Here is a 14,820-nt window from a genome sequence, read left to right as displayed (position 1 = left end):
CACGTGAACCTCTTCTTCGAGTGGCGATCATTGAACCCGTACGGCCGGTATCAGTCCGTCACGGTGATTCCTCTGCTACTGATCATAGTCGCGGCAGCATCCGAAGGTCATGGGATGACCACCCCGTGAAACGCGGCGATTCCTCACCGGGGTGACAGCCGGAATGTGAGAACTGCGTTCACATGGGCGACTATAGAAGCGTGAGCGAAACGCAGGACAAGTCCACCCCCGAGACCCAGACGGCAAGCCCGGACTCCCCCGCGGGCGCCCCGGGCACCCCCGACGCGCCCGTGGTTAAGCCCATTATCCGCGCTGCTGCGGCAAAAAGGGCGAATGCCTCGGTCATCGGGATGATCATCGCGCTGGTCGTTAGCGTGGCCGCGTTTCTCCCCATCGTGTTGATGAACCCTTCCCCGAAGACCGACGGTTACCGGCCGAACGTTAACGTCAGCGCGGTGGCGCAGAACGCCGCCGGTGTGGCGGGATTCACACCCGTGGCGCCCGGGACCGGCGACACATTCAGTGCGAATTACGCCCGCTGGGAGTCCGGAACCGCCAATGGCGTGCCTACGTGGGAGGTCGGCTACCTCACACCGAAGGAGTCCTTCATCGGGCTCGTCCAGACTGCCCGGGCCAACCCGACGTGGCTGCTCCAGCAGACCAAGAACGCTCCCGTGACGGGTAGCCGCAAGGCCGGCGGACTGGACTGGGAACTCCGGGACGCCGGCAAGGGTGAGAAGAGCATGGTCCTCACGCACAAGGGCACAACCGTTGTGCTGACGGGCACGGCGCAACTGGACGAGTTCGCGGTCCTGGCAGACGCCGTCGTGAAGTCACTGGAAAGTAACCCGGCCGCCACAGTTTCACCCTCGGCCACGCCTTCCCCGTAAAGTAGCCCCGTGGCTACTTACCTGACTCCCGCGCTGGCTTGGCGGCAACTGCGCGAAGGAAATGAACGCTTTGTCGCCGGAGAATCCTCCCACCCCAACCAGGACGCATCGCGCCGTTCCTCGCTGGTCGAGAACCAGCACCCCTTCGCCGTGATCTTCGGTTGTTCGGATTCCCGCCTCGCTGCCGAAATCATCTTCGACCTCGGCCTGGGCGACGCCTTCGTGGTCCGCACCGCCGGCCAGGTCATCGACGACGCCGTCCTCGGCTCGCTGGAATACAGCATCGGCGTTCTCGGCGTGCCACTGATCGTGGTGCTCGGGCATGACAGTTGCGGCGCCGTCAGCGCGACGAAGACCGCAGTGGAAACCGGGCAGATGCCCACCGGTTTCATCCGTGACCTCGTCGAACGCATCACGCCATCCGTCCTGACCTCCCTGCGCAACAACGAAACCGAGGTCAACGACATGGTGGTGGAGCACGTCAAGCAGACGTCGCAGCGGCTGGTTGACAGCTCGCGTGTGATCTCCACCGCAATTGAAACCGGGACGGCCGCCGTCATCGGACTCTCCTATAGCCTCGCGCAGGGCCGGGCGGACCTCGTTTCCGGAATCGGCGAGCTCTAAGGGACTACCGCAGTTGGCGCCATCCGGCGCCGACGCAAGGCCTTCACGGTTTTCGAAGCGGCCACCAATCGCCCTAAGCTAGCCCCATGACTTCCACTGAAGAATTCCGCATTGAACACGACACGATGGGCGAAGTCCGCGTCCCCGTGAACGCCCTGTACCGTGCCCAGACGCAGCGTGCAGTTGAAAACTTCCCCATTTCCGGCAAGACCCTGGAACGCGCGCACATTGAGGCACTCGCCCGGGTCAAGAAGGCTGCCGCCCAGGCGAACGCAGAACTTGGAGTGCTCGACGGCGAGCTGGCCAAGGCGATCGCGGATGCCGCCGATGAGGTTGCTGCCGGGAAGTACGACGGCGACTTCCCCATCGACGTCTTCCAGACCGGTTCGGGCACGTCCTCCAACATGAACACCAACGAGGTCATCGCGGAGCTTGCTTCCCGCGCCCTCAAGGCCGCCGGAAGCGACAAAGTTGTCCACCCGAACGACCACGTCAACGCCTCGCAGTCCTCCAACGACGTCTTCCCCACCTCGGTGCACGTGGCCGCAACGTCCGCGCTGATCAACGACCTCATCCCGGCCCTCGGCTACCTGGCCGACTCGCTGGACCGCAAGTCCGTCGAGTTCAAGGACGTCGTGAAGTCCGGCCGCACGCACCTCATGGACGCTACCCCGGTGACCCTGGGCCAGGAGTTCGGCGGCTACGCCGCTCAGGTCCGCTACGGCATCGAGCGCATCAACGCCTCCCTCCCCCGCGTGGCCGAAGTTCCGCTTGGCGGTACCGCCGTGGGCACCGGCATCAACACGCCGGCCGGCTTCCCGGAGCGCGTCATCGAACTGCTCGCCACCGACACAGGCCTGCCGCTGACCGAAGCACGCGACCACTTCGAGGCCCAGGCCAACCGCGACGGCCTCATCGAAGCCTCCAGCCAGCTGCGCAACATTGCGATCTCCTTCATGAAGATCAACAACGACCTCCGCTGGATGGGCTCGGGCCCCAACACCGGCCTCGGCGAAATCGCCATCCCGGACCTGCAGCCCGGTTCCTCGATCATGCCCGGCAAGGTGAACCCGGTCATCTGCGAGGCGTCCATCATGGTCTGCGCACAGGTGATCGGCAACGACACCGCCATCGCCTGGTCCGGCACCAACGGCGCCTTCGAACTCAACGTCGGCATCCCCGTCATGGCCGCCAACCTGCTCGAATCAGTGCGCCTGCTGGCCAACACCAGCCGTGTCATGGCAGACAAGATGATCGACGGCATCACCGCCAACGTGGAGCGCGCCCGCTTCCTCGCCGAGGCCTCGCCGTCCATCGTCACCCCGCTGAACAAGTACATCGGCTACGAAAACGCCGCCAAGATCGCCAAGAAGGCCGTGGCAGAGGGCCTCACCATCCGTGAGACCGTCGTCGCCATGGGCTTCCTGGAGCGCGGCGAGCTGACCGAAGAGCAGCTGGACACCGCCCTGGACGTCATGTCCATGACCCGCCCGCCGCACAAGGCATAGGTCCCCACCGCCTACGACGGCGGCCGCCCACCTTCCCCGTGAAGGCGGGCGGCCGTTGGCGTTTAAGGAAGCCGTGGCGGGTCAGGGGCGTGAGTGTCCGTCGGCGGTGCGGGTCGGCCCGGAGTGCTCAGGGCAGAAATTGCACTATTCTTAGATTGATGCAAAACTTCACTTTATGATCAATAGTGCAAATAGTGATGGCAGCCTGCGGGAGCGCAAGCGGGCAGCCACGCGCGGTTCCATCAGCGCCATCGCCCGGTCGCTGACGGCCGAACGGGGCCTCAACGGCTACACCGTGGAGGAAGTGTGCGAGCAGGCCGGCATCTCACGCCGAACGTTCTTCAACTACTTCCCGTCCAAAGAGGACGCCATCCTCGGCCACGTCGACGACGGGCTCCCCGAGGAGATCTTCACCGACTTCATCCGCGGGGGCGCCGGTTCCGGCTCCGGTTCCAGCGGGATCTCCCACACCCTCCTCCAGGACCTGGTGGAGCTGGCACTGAAGATGTCGGAACGGATGAGTTCCTCCGAAGAGGAGACCCGCCAGCTGATCGGGGTCATCAAGAAAGAGCCCCAGCTGATGCTCAAGATCATCGGCGCCACGGAGGAACGGGAAGCCCATTTTGCCCGCGTGCTCGCCGCCCGCGAAGGCGTGGCCCCGGACCATCCGGTGGTCCGGATGGCGGTCGTGGCCATGGGCAGCATTGCCCGGCACACCAGCATGGCCTATTTCTCCGAAGGCAATGCCCGGTCCTACCAGGACCTGCTGCTGGAAAACATCTCCGCCGCGCGCCTGCTTTTCTCACAGCCCCTGAATCTCCCTGAACCCCATTCCGCAGAAGGACCACAATGAGCACAACCGTCAGTCCCAAGGCAGCGGCCGAACCGCTGCTGCTGACCCAGAAACGCATCTGGATCATTTTCTCGGCCCTGATCGCCGGGATGCTGCTCTCCAGCCTGGACCAGACCATCGTCTCCACCGCGATGCCCACCATCGTCGGCAAGCTCGGCGGCGTGGAACACCAGGCCTGGATCACCACTGCCTACCTGCTGGCCACCACAATCGTGATGCCCATCTACGGCAAGTTCGGCGACATCCTGGGACGCCGGAACCTGTTCCTCGTCGCCATCGGGCTCTTCACCCTCGCCTCGGTGGGCTGCGCCTTCGCCACCGACTTCTGGGGCTTCGTGGTCTTCCGCGCCATCCAGGGCCTGGGCGGCGGCGGCCTGATGATCCTGTCCCAGGCAATCATCGCCGACATCGTTCCGGCCAAGGAACGCGGCAAGTACATGGGCCCGCTGGGCGCAATATTCGGCCTCTCCGCCGTCGCCGGACCCCTGCTGGGCGGCTACTTCGTGGACCACCTGACCTGGGAATGGGCCTTCTACATCAACATCCCCATCGGCATCGCCGCGTTCACCATCGCCTGGTTCACCCTCACTCTGCCAAACAAGAAGGCCGAAAAGCGGATCGACATCCTGGGCGTGCTGCTCCTCTCCGCGGCCACCACGTGCCTGATTTTCTTCACCGACTTCGGCGGCAAGAAGGACGAGGGCTGGGATTCGCCGCTGACCTGGGCCTTCGGCGCCGGACTGGTGCTCGCCGCCGCCGCGTTTGTCATGGCGGAACGCCGGGCCGAGGATCCCATCATTCCGCTGAGCCTGTTCAGGAACCGGATCTTCGTGAACTCCACGGCCATCGGCTTCACCCTGGGCCTGGGCATGTTCGCCGCCATCGCGTTCGTCCCCACGTTCCTGCAGATGTCCTCAGGCACCTCCGCCGCCGAATCCGGGCTGCTCATGCTGCCCATGATGGCGGGCCTCATGGGCATGGCCATCTATTCGGGTATCCGGATCTCCAAGACCGGCAAGTACAAGATGTTCCCGATCATGGGCGCCGCCCTGACCATGGGTGCGATGCTCTGGCTGACCACCCTGACTGCCGACACCCCCATCTGGGTCATCTGCGTCCAGCTGTTCGTTTTCGGCGCCGGCCTGGGCTCCATCATGCAGGTAATCGTCCTGGTGGTGCAGAACTCCGTGCCCGCGGAGCAGATCGGCACGGCCACCAGCACCAACAACTACTTCCGGGAAGTAGGTGCGTCCCTGGGCGTGGCAGTGTTCGGTTCCATCTTCACCTCGCGCCTGGCCGAGTCGCTGACCAACGCCTTCACCGGGGCCGGCGCCTCCGCCGACCAGGCCGCGCAGTCCACCCGGACCCTGGACCCACAGGCGCTGAGCCAGCTCCCGGAGCAGCTCCGCGACGCGATTGTGAACGCCTACGCCGATTCGCTGGCACCGGTGTTCTGGTACCTGCTGCCGTTCCTGGGCATCGCGCTAGTGCTGGCGCTGACCCTGAAACAGATCCCACTGTCGGGCACTGCCGGCATGGTGGCCCGGGGCGAGGCCGTGGGCGGCGCGGAAGCTGAGCGTCTCGAAGCGGAACGGCAGTCCGCCGCCGTCTAGAAGACCACCGTCTAGACGTGGACGGTTGGGAAACCGCAGGCAAGAAGCGCGCTGCCGGGGGTTTACGGTTCGTAGTGGACCGAATCCTCCGGCTGCAGCGCCCTGCGGATGCACTCGCGGTCCCCGGGCCTGAGCTCCGGCAGGCCGTCCAGGGCAAACCAGCCCACTGCCAGGGATTCGTCGTCGTTCACGCGCGCTTCACCGGAAACGTGGCGGCAGCGGAACACTATGTCCAGGAAGTCGCACACGTCGCCGTTGGGGAAGGTCACCGGGCCCACAACGCCGACCTGCACCATCCGATCTGTTTCGGCCACCACCGCTGTCTCTTCGAAGATCTCGCGGATCAGGCCGGGCGCGGGGTGCTCGCCCGGCTCCAGCATTCCGGAGATCAGTGCCCAGCGGCCATTGTCTGAACGCTGGCCCAGCAAGACGTGGCCGTCGTCGTTGAACACCACACCCCGCACGGCGGGAATCCATAGCGGGTCATGGCCTATTTTTTCGCGGAGTTTGAGGACGAAATCTGGTGCTGGCATACGTTCAGCCTAATCGCAGCAAGTCCGGCGCAGGCCCTCAGCCCGCCGGCAGCAGCAACATTGCGGCGGCGGAGCCGGCCAGCATGAAGGGGCCGAACGGGATGTCCGATTTCAGCGTCCCGCGCCGGGCGGCGAGCAGGCCCAGGCTCCACAGGCCGCCCAGGAGGAAAGCGGCAAAAGTCCCGGCGAACACGTGCCCCCAGCCAAGGTAGCCGAGGTACATTCCCAGCACTCCGGCGAGTTTCACGTCGCCAAATCCCATCCCCGGCGGATAGACCATGCGCAGGATGAAATAGAAAAGCCACAGCACCGCTCCCCCGGCCGGAATCCGGACCCCGGGGAGCCCGAAGAGGCGGGCGGCGCCGTCGGGCACTGCCCGGGCGTCCGCGCCGACGGCGAGCACGGCGACTGCCGCCGCCACGAGCAGCACGCCGCCCACGGCGTAGGACGGGAAGACAATCCTGTTGGGCAGCAGATGGTGCCGTACATCGATGACCGTAAGGCGTACGGCCATCACGCCGAAATAGGCGCAGGCCGCCAGCAGGAGCCAGAACGCCAGCGGGGTTGCTTCCCAAAGTTCGCCCAGTCGTTGGATCACACTCGGATGCTACTGGATATTCCCGACCCGCAGCTGAGCCCGCGCGTAAACTGTGGATATGTCGACATGGGACGCGAGGCGCCAGGGGGAAACCGGTCAGCAGAACAGGCCCGCAGATATGGCCACGAAGTTCCGGAACCTCTGCCGGTCCTCGCCCTGGAAATGGCAAAGCCTCCGGTTCGAGTACGCCGACAGCCCCGCCCCTGACCCGGACAACACAGTCCGTGCCTGGCTGCGCCGCCCGGGCGCCTTGCGGCTCGAGTCCGCGGCCGGCGTGGTGCTGCACAGCACCACCGGCATCAATGACTCCAAGGACGGGTTCTATGTCAGCTCCACCCGGAAGTCGTGGCTCCTGCCGCCGCAGCTGGTCACCCCGGTCTATGACGACGGCGGGCTGGTCCGCCGCCGCCCGGAGGCCGCCTACGGCGAACCCTGCTTCGGAAACGGCCGCTTCGCCGCGGCACTGGATCCGGTGGAGCTGGCCGGCAATGCACCCGTCCCCATCGAATTCCCGGGCACCAATGCGGTGGAACTGGGCACCATTACGGCAGTGGACCACGAGGGACGGCCCGCCCTGGAAACAATCGTGATCCCGAACGCCGCTTATGCGCCGCCGGACCCCGGGGGCCCGCTGTGCCGTCCGGGACGCAACCTGATAAGGGTTGACCTCGGCACCGGAATCTGCGTCTCAAGCCGCTGGCTGGAGGACGAATCGAGGGATTTTGGCCACTGGCTCCGGATCCTGGCCGTGGACGAGTACATGCTGGACGACCTCTTCCTTGCCGAGTCCATGAACCTGACCGATGTCCGCCGCCACATCAGCTGGGACATCTCCCGGGGGCGCGCGACTGGCTGAGCGCCGGACCGGCGGTAGGCTTCCCTGATGACCGAGCTCTCCGCCATCTGGCCGCCCTTGGGCCTCACCCTGACCACACCCCGGCTCATGCTGAGGCCGATCCGCGACGACGACATCCCCGCCGCCGTGGAAGCAGCCCTCTCCGGCATCAGCGAACCGGGCCGCAGCCCGTTCAGCACGCCGTGGAACGAATTCCCTCCCGAGAAGCTGGGCCCCAACATGGCGCAGTGGTACTGGCGCTGCCGTGCCGGGGTCTCCCCGGAAGCCTGGATGATGCTCTTCGGCATCTGGCACCAGGGCGACTTCATCGGCTGCCAGGACATTGAGGCCAGGGATTTCGCGACGCTCAAGACGGTCACCACCGGCTCCTGGCTCAGGAAGTCCGCGCACGGCCAGGGCCTCGGCAAGGAGATGAGGGCCGCCGTCGTCAGCTACGCCTTCGACCATCTGAAGGCGGAAGTCGCCGAATCCGAGGCGGCCGCCTGGAACGAAAAATCCCTGGGCGTCTCCCGCGCCCTCGGCTACGAACTGAACGGCGTCACCCGGGCCTCCTGGGGCGGCATCCGGCAGGACATCCAGAGAGTCCGCGTCACCCCGGACTCCTTCAAACGCCCGGACTGGACCCTAAAAGTGGAAGGCCACGAAGCCACGGCCAAATATCTGGGGCTCTGAAGGGCCGTGGCCGGACGAACCCGGCCACGGCCCCCAAACGCATGGGTCCGCTTAGATTTCCGCCCCTTCAAGCAGTTCCGTAACTAGCGCCGCAATGGGCGAGCGCTCGGAGCGGGTCAGGGTGATGTGCCCGAAGAGCGGGTGTCCCTTGAGGGTCTCGACGACGGCGGCAACGCCGTCGTGCCGGCCGACGCGCAGGTTGTCGCGCTGGGCGACGTCGTGGGTGAGGACGATCTTGGAGTTCTGGCCGATCCGGCTCATCACGGTGAGGAGGACGTTCTTCTCGAGCGACTGCGCCTCGTCCACGATCACGAACGCATCGTGGAGCGAACGGCCACGGATATGGGTCAGCGGCATGACCTCAAGCATTCCGCGGTCCATGACCTCCTCCACCACTTCCTGGCTGACCAGGGCCCCGAGGGTGTCAAAGACGGCCTGCGCCCAGGGGTTCATTTTCTCCGCTTCGGAACCGGGCAGGTAGCCGAGTTCCTGGCCGCCCACGGCGTAGAGCGGGCGGAAGACGATCACCTTGCGGTGTTCGCGGCGCTCCAGCACGGCTTCGAGGCCCGCACAAAGCGCGAGCGCAGACTTGCCGGTGCCGGCACGGCCGCCGATCGACACGATGCCGACGGAAGGATCCATCAGCATGTCGATCGCCAGCCTCTGTTCCGCTGACCGCCCGTGCAGGCCGAAGACGTCACGGTCCCCCTTGACCAGCCGGACCTGCTTGTCCGCGCCCACACGGCCCAGGGCGGAACCCCGGTTCGAGAGGATCACCAGGCCGGTGTTGACGGGCATCTCTGCCGCGGCCGGGATGAAGACGGGCTCGTGGCCGTAGAGCGTGGAGACTTCCTCCTCGCTGGCTTCGACCTCCGCCACACCGGTCCAGCCGGAGTCCTTCACCAGTTCATTCCGGTACTCGTCCGCGAGCAGTCCCATCGCCGAGGCTTTAACGCGCATCGGCAGGTCCTTGGAGACCACCGTGACGTTGCGCCCCTCGTTGGCGAGGTTTTTCGCGACGGCGAGAATGCGGCTATCGTTGTCTGCTCCGCGGAATCCCGCGGGAAGCACCCCGGTGGAGATGTGGTTCATCTCCACTATGAGGGTGCCGCCGTCGTCGCCCAGGGGAATGGGACGGTCGAGTCCGCCGTGCTGGATGCGTAGGTCGTCCAGGAGCCTCAGCGCCTTCCGGGCGAAGTATCCCAGCTCGGGGTCGTGCCGCTTGCCCTCGAGCTCCGTGATGACGACGATCGGCACAATGACTTCGTGCTCCGCGAAGCGCAGCAGCGCGCGTGGGTCCGAGAGCAATACCGAGGTGTCGATGACAAAGCTCCACAGAGTGTCCTCTGACGCACCATTTTCGCCGGATACAGCAAGACCGGCCGCAGCATGATGGTTCGCTGCACCGGTCTGTGAGGTGCCTCGCTTGGCGCGAGAGGTAGCTTTCTCTCCCTGGTCGGAAATGACGTCGGGCAGTTGTTCAGAAGTAGCCACATCGACTCCAGCCCCGGGGCGCACGCCCGGATATTTTATTGGTGAGGCGGATCGGCCACGAGGCCGGTTCCGGCCTCCCATACATCCGGTGCGAAAATCCGCTCCATGTACTGGCCTCCCCGATTAGCCGACAATTTGCCTGCTAATGGAATCAACGTAATTCCCCCCGGCTTTGTTTCCCAAACCATTCGTCGGCGATTCTTGTTGCGGGCACGTGAACTCCTCGTGAACCGGCCATGACGGCCGGGCCATCCGGCGGCCTGGGTGCTCTCAGGAGCCGAAGCGCCGCTGCCTGCCGGCGTAGTCCCGCAGGGCCCGCAGGAAGTCCACCTTGCGGAAGGCAGGCCAGAGCGCTTCACAGAAATAGAACTCGCTGTAGGCGCTCTGCCACATAAGGAATCCGGACAGCCGCTGCTCGCCGGACGTTCGGATGACCAGGTCCGGGTCCGGCTGCCCGCGGGTGTAGAGAAACCGGGAAATGTCATCCACGCTGAGTTCGTCCGCAAGCCTGCCGATGTCCTGGCCCTTCGCCACGGCGTCGTGCAGCAGTTCACGCACGGCATCCACGATTTCCCGCCGCCCGCCATAACCAACCGCCACGTTGACGTGGATTTTTTCGCGCACCGGGGTCCTGGCAGTGAGCTTGTTCAGCCGTTCAGCCAGATAGTCCGGCAGCAGCTCGGGGGCGCCCATGGCATGCACTGAGATGTTGGCATCTTCGTCCAGCCGGTCGAGGGTGTTGGCAATGATGCCCATCAGCAGGTCCAACTCCTCGCCGGACCGGTTCATGTTGTCGGTGGAGAGCATGTAGAGCGTGACCACCTTGACGCCCAGTTCCTGGCACCAGCCCAGGAACTCATGGATCTTGTCGGCCCCGCCTGGTGTCCCTGGCTGGTGGGAGCATTGAACTGCTTGGCCCACCGGCGGTTGCCGTCCACCATGACGCCGATGTGCCTGGGGATGCGGTCCTTGTCCAGCGAGCGCAGAAGCTTGCGTTCATAGAAGCCATAGAGGATCCCGGGCAACTCCATCCGGAGACTCACCTGACTTCCTTGATGTATGACGGCAGTGCATTCCTAGGCTACCCGCCCGCAACCGGGACACGGTGCAGCGGACTTCCACAAATCGGCACCCGCGCGCACTACTCATCAGTAACTTACCGAAACGTAGTTTATTCTTGAGCAATGGAAAGCAACTCTCCCAAGCCGGGCCCGAGGGCAGGCCGCGGCCGCAAATCGGGTCCGATGGACGATGCCGCAGTCCGCATCGCCGAGCTGCTGATGATCAAGCCCAAGTGGCGCGGCTGGATCCACACGGTAACCGCACCGCTGGCCTTCGCCGCGGGTCTGGTGCTGATCCTGCTGGCACCCACGGCAGACCTGAAAATTGCTTCGGCCGTCTACGCGGTCACGGGTGTGCTGCTGTTCGGCATCAGCGCCGTGTACCACCGCGGTAATTGGTCCCCCGGGGTCAGGATCGTCCTCAAGCGCCTGGACCACACCAATATTATGCTGGTAATCGCCGGCAGCTACACACCGCTGGCCTGGGCGCTGCTGGAACGGCCCAAAGCTGTCGTGCTGCTCTGGGTGATCTGGTCGGGCGCCATTCTGGGTGTCCTCTTCCGGCTGCTCTGGACAGATGCGCCCCGCTGGCTCTATGTGCCGATTTACATTGCCCTGGGCTGCGGTTCGCTGTTCTACCTGCCCGACTTCTTTGCGGCCAGCGTTGCCTCCGCCGTCCTGATCTGCGTGGGCGGCGCCCTCTACATCGCGGGGGCCGTCTTTTACGCGCTGAAGAAACCGAACTTCAGCTATCAGCACTTTGGCTTCCACGAGCTCTTCCATGCTTTTACCGTGTTCGCCTTCGCCGCCCACTTCATCGCCATCGCCATCGCGGTCCTCGGCAGACCCGCCTAAGTCCGCCCGGGGCGGCCCGCCGCGATGAGGTCCGGCAGCTCCGCCATATGCCGGAACACCGTGGTGCCCGGACCCGCAAGCCTGGCCGCCGGGGTGACTCCCCGGCCATAGGCGAAGACGTGCATCCCGGCCGCGCGGGCGGCCTGGAGGAAGAGGTCTGGAGCCGGCTTGCCGCGGGCAACCTCCGAGGCGCTGAAGATGCGGCCCTCAAACCGCGGCAGGAGGCCCGTCTGGCCGAGCGTCCGCCGTATCTTGGCGTGGGTTCCGCTGGACGCGACACAATCCGGGAGCTGCAGCCGGGCCGGGGCGTCCTCGATGCCGTCCACTGCCTTCAGTTCCCTGGCGAAGGCTGTCCGGTACCACTGCTCGTACTTCTGCTCCCAGTCGGCGTCCAGTTTGATGCCCAGGTGCCGTTCCGTCTCCGCGACGAAGTGCGCGTCGGATTTGCCCACGAAACGTTCCACAATCTCGTCAAGGCCAAGTTCCCAGCCCAGGTCGGCGAGCACCTGCTGGTCCACCCGGATGGCTATGCTCTCGGAGTCAACCAGGACACCATCGCAGTCGAAAATCACGAGCCCAAAAGCGCGCCGAACCGCAGGAACCTGGAACGCACCATGCGTAGCGGAGGTCATCAGGCCATGGTAGCCAGTTGGTCCAGCAGTTCAGCCACGGAACCTACCGGGCGGTGGCACGCCATTCCGCGGCAGAGGAACACCTGGGGTGAGCCGTCAGCTGCGGGGGTCCTGCCTTCCAGCAAAGGCACCGCGGAGTGGACGCCCGCCCCGGACACCGTCCCGGCGTCGGTCGTCATCGCCAAAACCAGGCCCGGGCTTGCGGAGAGCATCAGGGCATGGTGCAGCTCCGCCCGCGCCGGAGAACCGGGTCCGACGACGGCGGCCTCCACCGGGCCTGCCAGCGCAGCCTGCGCGGTGGCCAGCAGCCAGCCCGCCGCCCTGGGCGCGCGCGTTGCCAGCGGCGGGAGCAGCGAGAGTATGTTGCCGGACATGATCCGGTGGTCCGTGGATCCGGACAGTGCGGAATAGCTCAACAGGGCTCCGGCGAAGGCGGCAGCCCCGCTGGGCGTGGCGTTGTCGAACGGTTCGAGGCCGGGGCGCCGGCCCTGGGCGTTGAACACCTGCCCGGATTCACCGGCGGTGTCCACCAGTGTCCCGTCGGCCGCGAACCGCAGGCGGGCTGCGGCCAGGATGTCTTCGGCCAGCCGGTACCACCGCTCAGCTCCGGTGACACCGTACAGGGCCAGGAGCCCGTCAGCGCAGAACGCATAGTCTTCGAGCAGGCCGCCGATCCCCCGGGCTCTGCCGCTGTGCGAGACGCGCACCAGTTTGCCGGGTTCTGCGTTCTGCCCGGGCGCCGGGCGAGGTGCCTGCCCGCCCGGAGCCTGCCAGTGCACACTCTGGAGGTAGGCCGCCGCTTGCTCGGCGGCGGCAACGAGGTCAGGGCGGTCGAGGACTGCCCCCGCTTCAGCCAACGCGGCCACGGCCAGCCCGTTCCAGCCCGCCACCACTTTGTCGTCCCTGGCGGGCTGCGGACGCCCGGAACGGACCGCCAGCAGGCGAGGCCGGACCTGGTCCCACACGACGCTGTCGGCGTAGCCCAGGACCCGCCCCGGATGCAGCGGAGAAGCCGACGCCGTCACGGTACCCTTGGCCCGGACATTCATCAGCCGCGCAACCCTGCCGCCGTCCTCCGCCCCCAGGACTTCCGTGAGTTCCGCCGGCGTCCAAAGGTAGCTGGCGCCCTCGTGGTGCTGGCCGTCCACCACTGTGTCCGCGTCCAGCGACGACGCGAAGGCCTGGACGCTGCCGGCTGCACTGCCGACGCCCAGGGACCCCACCATCCAGTCCGCGGTGCGCGCGGCTACGTCAGCCGCCTCGCCTGCCGGGTAGACGGCATCCCCGCCGAGCCGGACCCAGTGCACGTAGGCACGCAGCAACTGGGCGTTGTCGTAGAGCATCTTTTCAAAGTGCGGGACGGACCAGTCGCGTGTCACCGAGTACCGGGCAAACCCGCCGCCGAGCTGGTCGAAAAGGGCTGACCGGGACATCGCGGCCAAGGTCCGTCCGGCCATGTCCTTGGCGGCTTCAGCAGTATCGGAAGCAACGGCGGCGTGCCGCATCAGGAATTCCAGCACCGGCGACGGCGGAAACTTTGGCGCGGAGCCGAAGCCGCCGTCGTGCGTGTCTTCGGAGCGGGCCAGCACCCCTACCGCCTCGGAGAGCAGGCCGGCGTCGACGGGGTCCGGCGAACCTGTCAACCGGACAGCCGCCGCAAGCTGGGACTCGGCCATCCCCCGGGCCAGCGATTCCGCGTTTTGCTCCACGCCCTCGCGACGTTCAAGCCATGCTTCACGGACCGCCTCGAGCACCTGGCGGAACGAAGGACGGCCAGGCACGGGCCGGGGCGGGAAGTACGTACCGGCGTGGAAGGCGCGCCCGTCCGGTGTCAGGAACACAGACATCGGCCAGCCGCCCTCGCCGCTGATGGCCTGGGTCGCGGCCATGTAGACGGCGTCGACGTCGGGGCGCTCTTCCCTGTCCACCTTGATGGACACGAAGTTGGTGTTCAGGAAGTCCGCTGTTTCCTGGTCCTCGAACGATTCATGCGCCATGACATGGCACCAGTGGCATGCGGCGTAGCCGATGGACAGGAACACAGGGACATCGCGGTCCGCCGCGAAGCCGAACGCCTCATCGCCGAACGGCCGCCAGTGCACCGGGTTGCCCGCGTGCTGCCTCAGGTAGGCGGACGGTTCTCCGCCGAGGGCGTTGGCTGCTCCGGACCGTGCTTCGCCGGTTCCGCCGTCAGCGCTGTCCGCGGCCTTCATCACCGTTGGGTTCCGTCCGGAGCCCTTCACTGCCCGGTGTGCCGGGGCCCCGGGCACCGGAGGCAGGCACATTGGGAGCCGGAGTACCAGGACCGGTGTCCGCACCGTTCGCGCCGGAATCGCCGGCGCCGGGTGTCTCCAGGTTGTCCTGGTTGGCGGCCCCAAAGGCGGCCAGGCGCTCTTCCTCCACCTGGGCCCGGTAGCGGACCCGGCGGATGCGCCGCACCATGTCCACGATCAGCAGCGTGGTGGCCAACACGAAGAATGCCGTCATGATGAAGCCCCACATGCCCGGGGTCACCTGGTCCTCGGAGAGGCCGGGACGCAGCGACGGCGTGGGGGTGGGTGCCGGCGCCGTCGCGAGGGCGATGAGCAAGTGATGCACGGTTAAACCTTCTGTGGAGCTGATTATTGGCCC

Annotated in this window: 14 protein-coding genes and 1 pseudogene; 8 read left to right on the top strand and 7 right to left on the bottom strand. The window is 66.0% G+C overall.

Annotated elements, in window-relative coordinates; genetic code table 11:
- The first annotated feature begins 200 nt into the window (after positions 1-200).
- The 5 genes from FCN77_RS06875 to FCN77_RS06855 all read left to right on the top strand — a co-directional run bounded on the left by FCN77_RS06875 (position 201) and on the right by FCN77_RS06855 (position 5,488).
- Positions 201-890 (top strand): DUF4245 domain-containing protein, encoded by a 690-nt coding sequence (locus FCN77_RS06875; RefSeq protein ID WP_254678887.1) that lies wholly within the window; start codon positions 201-203, stop codon positions 888-890.
- Positions 891-899: 9 nt separating this feature from the next.
- On the top strand, positions 900-1,514 hold the full coding sequence (locus tag FCN77_RS06870) for a carbonic anhydrase (protein WP_137321664.1): 615 nt from the start codon (positions 900-902) through the stop codon (positions 1,512-1,514).
- Positions 1,515-1,600: 86 nt separating this feature from the next.
- A complete protein-coding gene (locus FCN77_RS06865) occupies positions 1,601-3,022 on the top strand; it encodes a class II fumarate hydratase (RefSeq protein WP_137321663.1) in 1,422 nt (473 codons plus the stop codon).
- Positions 3,023-3,197: 175 nt separating this feature from the next.
- The gene (locus FCN77_RS06860; protein WP_137321662.1) at positions 3,198-3,875 is read left to right on the top strand and encodes a TetR/AcrR family transcriptional regulator; all 678 of its coding nucleotides are present in this window, start codon (positions 3,198-3,200) and stop codon (positions 3,873-3,875) included.
- Positions 3,872-5,488, top strand: a complete 1,617-nt coding sequence (locus FCN77_RS06855; protein WP_137321661.1) for an MDR family MFS transporter — start codon at positions 3,872-3,874, stop codon at positions 5,486-5,488. The genes FCN77_RS06860 and FCN77_RS06855 overlap by 4 nt, the downstream gene beginning before the upstream one ends.
- Before the next feature lie 62 nt (positions 5,489-5,550).
- Here FCN77_RS06855 and FCN77_RS06850 read toward each other — a convergent pair whose 3' ends face one another.
- A complete protein-coding gene (locus FCN77_RS06850) occupies positions 5,551-6,021 on the bottom strand; it encodes an NUDIX domain-containing protein (protein ID WP_137321660.1) in 471 nt (156 codons plus the stop codon).
- A gap of 37 nt (positions 6,022-6,058) precedes the next feature.
- On the bottom strand, positions 6,059-6,619 hold the full coding sequence (locus FCN77_RS06845; protein WP_137321659.1) for an A24 family peptidase: 561 nt from the start codon (positions 6,617-6,619) through the stop codon (positions 6,059-6,061).
- A gap of 58 nt (positions 6,620-6,677) precedes the next feature.
- Here FCN77_RS06845 and FCN77_RS06840 point away from each other — a divergent pair, with 58 nt between their 5' ends.
- Both FCN77_RS06840 and FCN77_RS06835 read left to right on the top strand, forming a co-directional pair.
- Positions 6,678-7,475: a hypothetical protein gene (locus FCN77_RS06840; RefSeq protein WP_175417174.1), complete on the top strand. Its 798-nt coding sequence runs from the start codon at positions 6,678-6,680 to the stop codon at positions 7,473-7,475.
- A 27-nt stretch (positions 7,476-7,502) separates the two neighbouring features.
- Entirely contained in the window at positions 7,503-8,147 is a 645-nt protein-coding gene (locus FCN77_RS06835) for a GNAT family N-acetyltransferase (RefSeq protein WP_137321658.1), read from the top strand.
- A 51-nt stretch (positions 8,148-8,198) separates the two neighbouring features.
- Here the strand turns inward: FCN77_RS06835 and FCN77_RS06830 are convergent, their stop codons facing one another.
- Both FCN77_RS06830 and FCN77_RS06825 read right to left on the bottom strand, forming a co-directional pair.
- Positions 8,199-9,641, bottom strand: a complete 1,443-nt coding sequence (locus tag FCN77_RS06830; protein ID WP_137321657.1) for a PhoH family protein — start codon at positions 9,639-9,641, stop codon at positions 8,199-8,201.
- Between the two features lie 270 nt (positions 9,642-9,911).
- Positions 9,912-10,672, bottom strand: a pseudogene (locus FCN77_RS06825) (isoprenyl transferase).
- A gap of 213 nt (positions 10,673-10,885) precedes the next feature.
- Here FCN77_RS06825 and FCN77_RS06820 point away from each other — a divergent pair.
- A complete protein-coding gene (locus tag FCN77_RS06820) occupies positions 10,886-11,557 on the top strand; it encodes a hemolysin III family protein (protein ID WP_175417173.1) in 672 nt (223 codons plus the stop codon).
- On the opposite strand, the gene FCN77_RS06815 is transcribed toward FCN77_RS06820, so the two are convergent.
- Genes FCN77_RS06815 through FCN77_RS27590 form a run of 3 tightly spaced genes read right to left on the bottom strand, consistent with a single transcriptional unit; the run spans position 11,554 to position 14,787 of the window.
- On the bottom strand, positions 11,554-12,189 hold the full coding sequence (locus tag FCN77_RS06815; protein WP_137321656.1) for an HAD family phosphatase: 636 nt from the start codon (positions 12,187-12,189) through the stop codon (positions 11,554-11,556). The two genes, FCN77_RS06820 and FCN77_RS06815, sit on opposite strands and share 4 nt — an antisense overlap.
- A complete protein-coding gene (locus tag FCN77_RS06810) occupies positions 12,189-14,402 on the bottom strand; it encodes a thioredoxin domain-containing protein (RefSeq protein WP_137321655.1) in 2,214 nt (737 codons plus the stop codon). The genes FCN77_RS06815 and FCN77_RS06810 overlap by 1 nt, the downstream gene beginning before the upstream one ends.
- The gene (locus FCN77_RS27590; RefSeq protein ID WP_137321654.1) at positions 14,380-14,787 is read right to left on the bottom strand and encodes a hypothetical protein; all 408 of its coding nucleotides are present in this window, start codon (positions 14,785-14,787) and stop codon (positions 14,380-14,382) included. Before FCN77_RS27590 ends, FCN77_RS06810 begins: the two co-directional genes overlap by 23 nt.
- Between the last annotated feature and the right edge of the window lie 33 nt (positions 14,788-14,820).

Origin of the sequence: Arthrobacter sp. 24S4-2 (genome assembly GCF_005280255.1) — a bacterium.
Classification (GTDB): domain Bacteria; phylum Actinomycetota; class Actinomycetes; order Actinomycetales; family Micrococcaceae; genus Arthrobacter.
Note: the sequence above shows the minus strand (reverse complement) of the source record. Positions and strands in the feature narration are given on the sequence as shown.

Coding starts and splice junctions, on each gene's coding strand:
- FCN77_RS06865 (WP_137321663.1), top strand. CDS start 1,601: ATGACTTCCACTGAAGAATTCCGCATTGAACACGACACGATGGGCGAA.
- FCN77_RS06860 (WP_137321662.1), top strand. CDS start 3,198: ATGATCAATAGTGCAAATAGTGATGGCAGCCTGCGGGAGCGCAAGCGG.
- FCN77_RS06855 (WP_137321661.1), top strand. CDS start 3,872: ATGAGCACAACCGTCAGTCCCAAGGCAGCGGCCGAACCGCTGCTGCTG.
- FCN77_RS06850 (WP_137321660.1), bottom strand. CDS start 6,021: ATGCCAGCACCAGATTTCGTCCTCAAACTCCGCGAAAAAATAGGCCAT.
- FCN77_RS06840 (WP_175417174.1), top strand. CDS start 6,678: ATGTCGACATGGGACGCGAGGCGCCAGGGGGAAACCGGTCAGCAGAAC.
- FCN77_RS06835 (WP_137321658.1), top strand. CDS start 7,503: ATGACCGAGCTCTCCGCCATCTGGCCGCCCTTGGGCCTCACCCTGACC.
- FCN77_RS06820 (WP_175417173.1), top strand. CDS start 10,886: ATGGACGATGCCGCAGTCCGCATCGCCGAGCTGCTGATGATCAAGCCC.
- FCN77_RS06815 (WP_137321656.1), bottom strand. CDS start 12,189: ATGACCTCCGCTACGCATGGTGCGTTCCAGGTTCCTGCGGTTCGGCGC.
- FCN77_RS06810 (WP_137321655.1), bottom strand. CDS start 14,402: ATGAAGGCCGCGGACAGCGCTGACGGCGGAACCGGCGAAGCACGGTCC.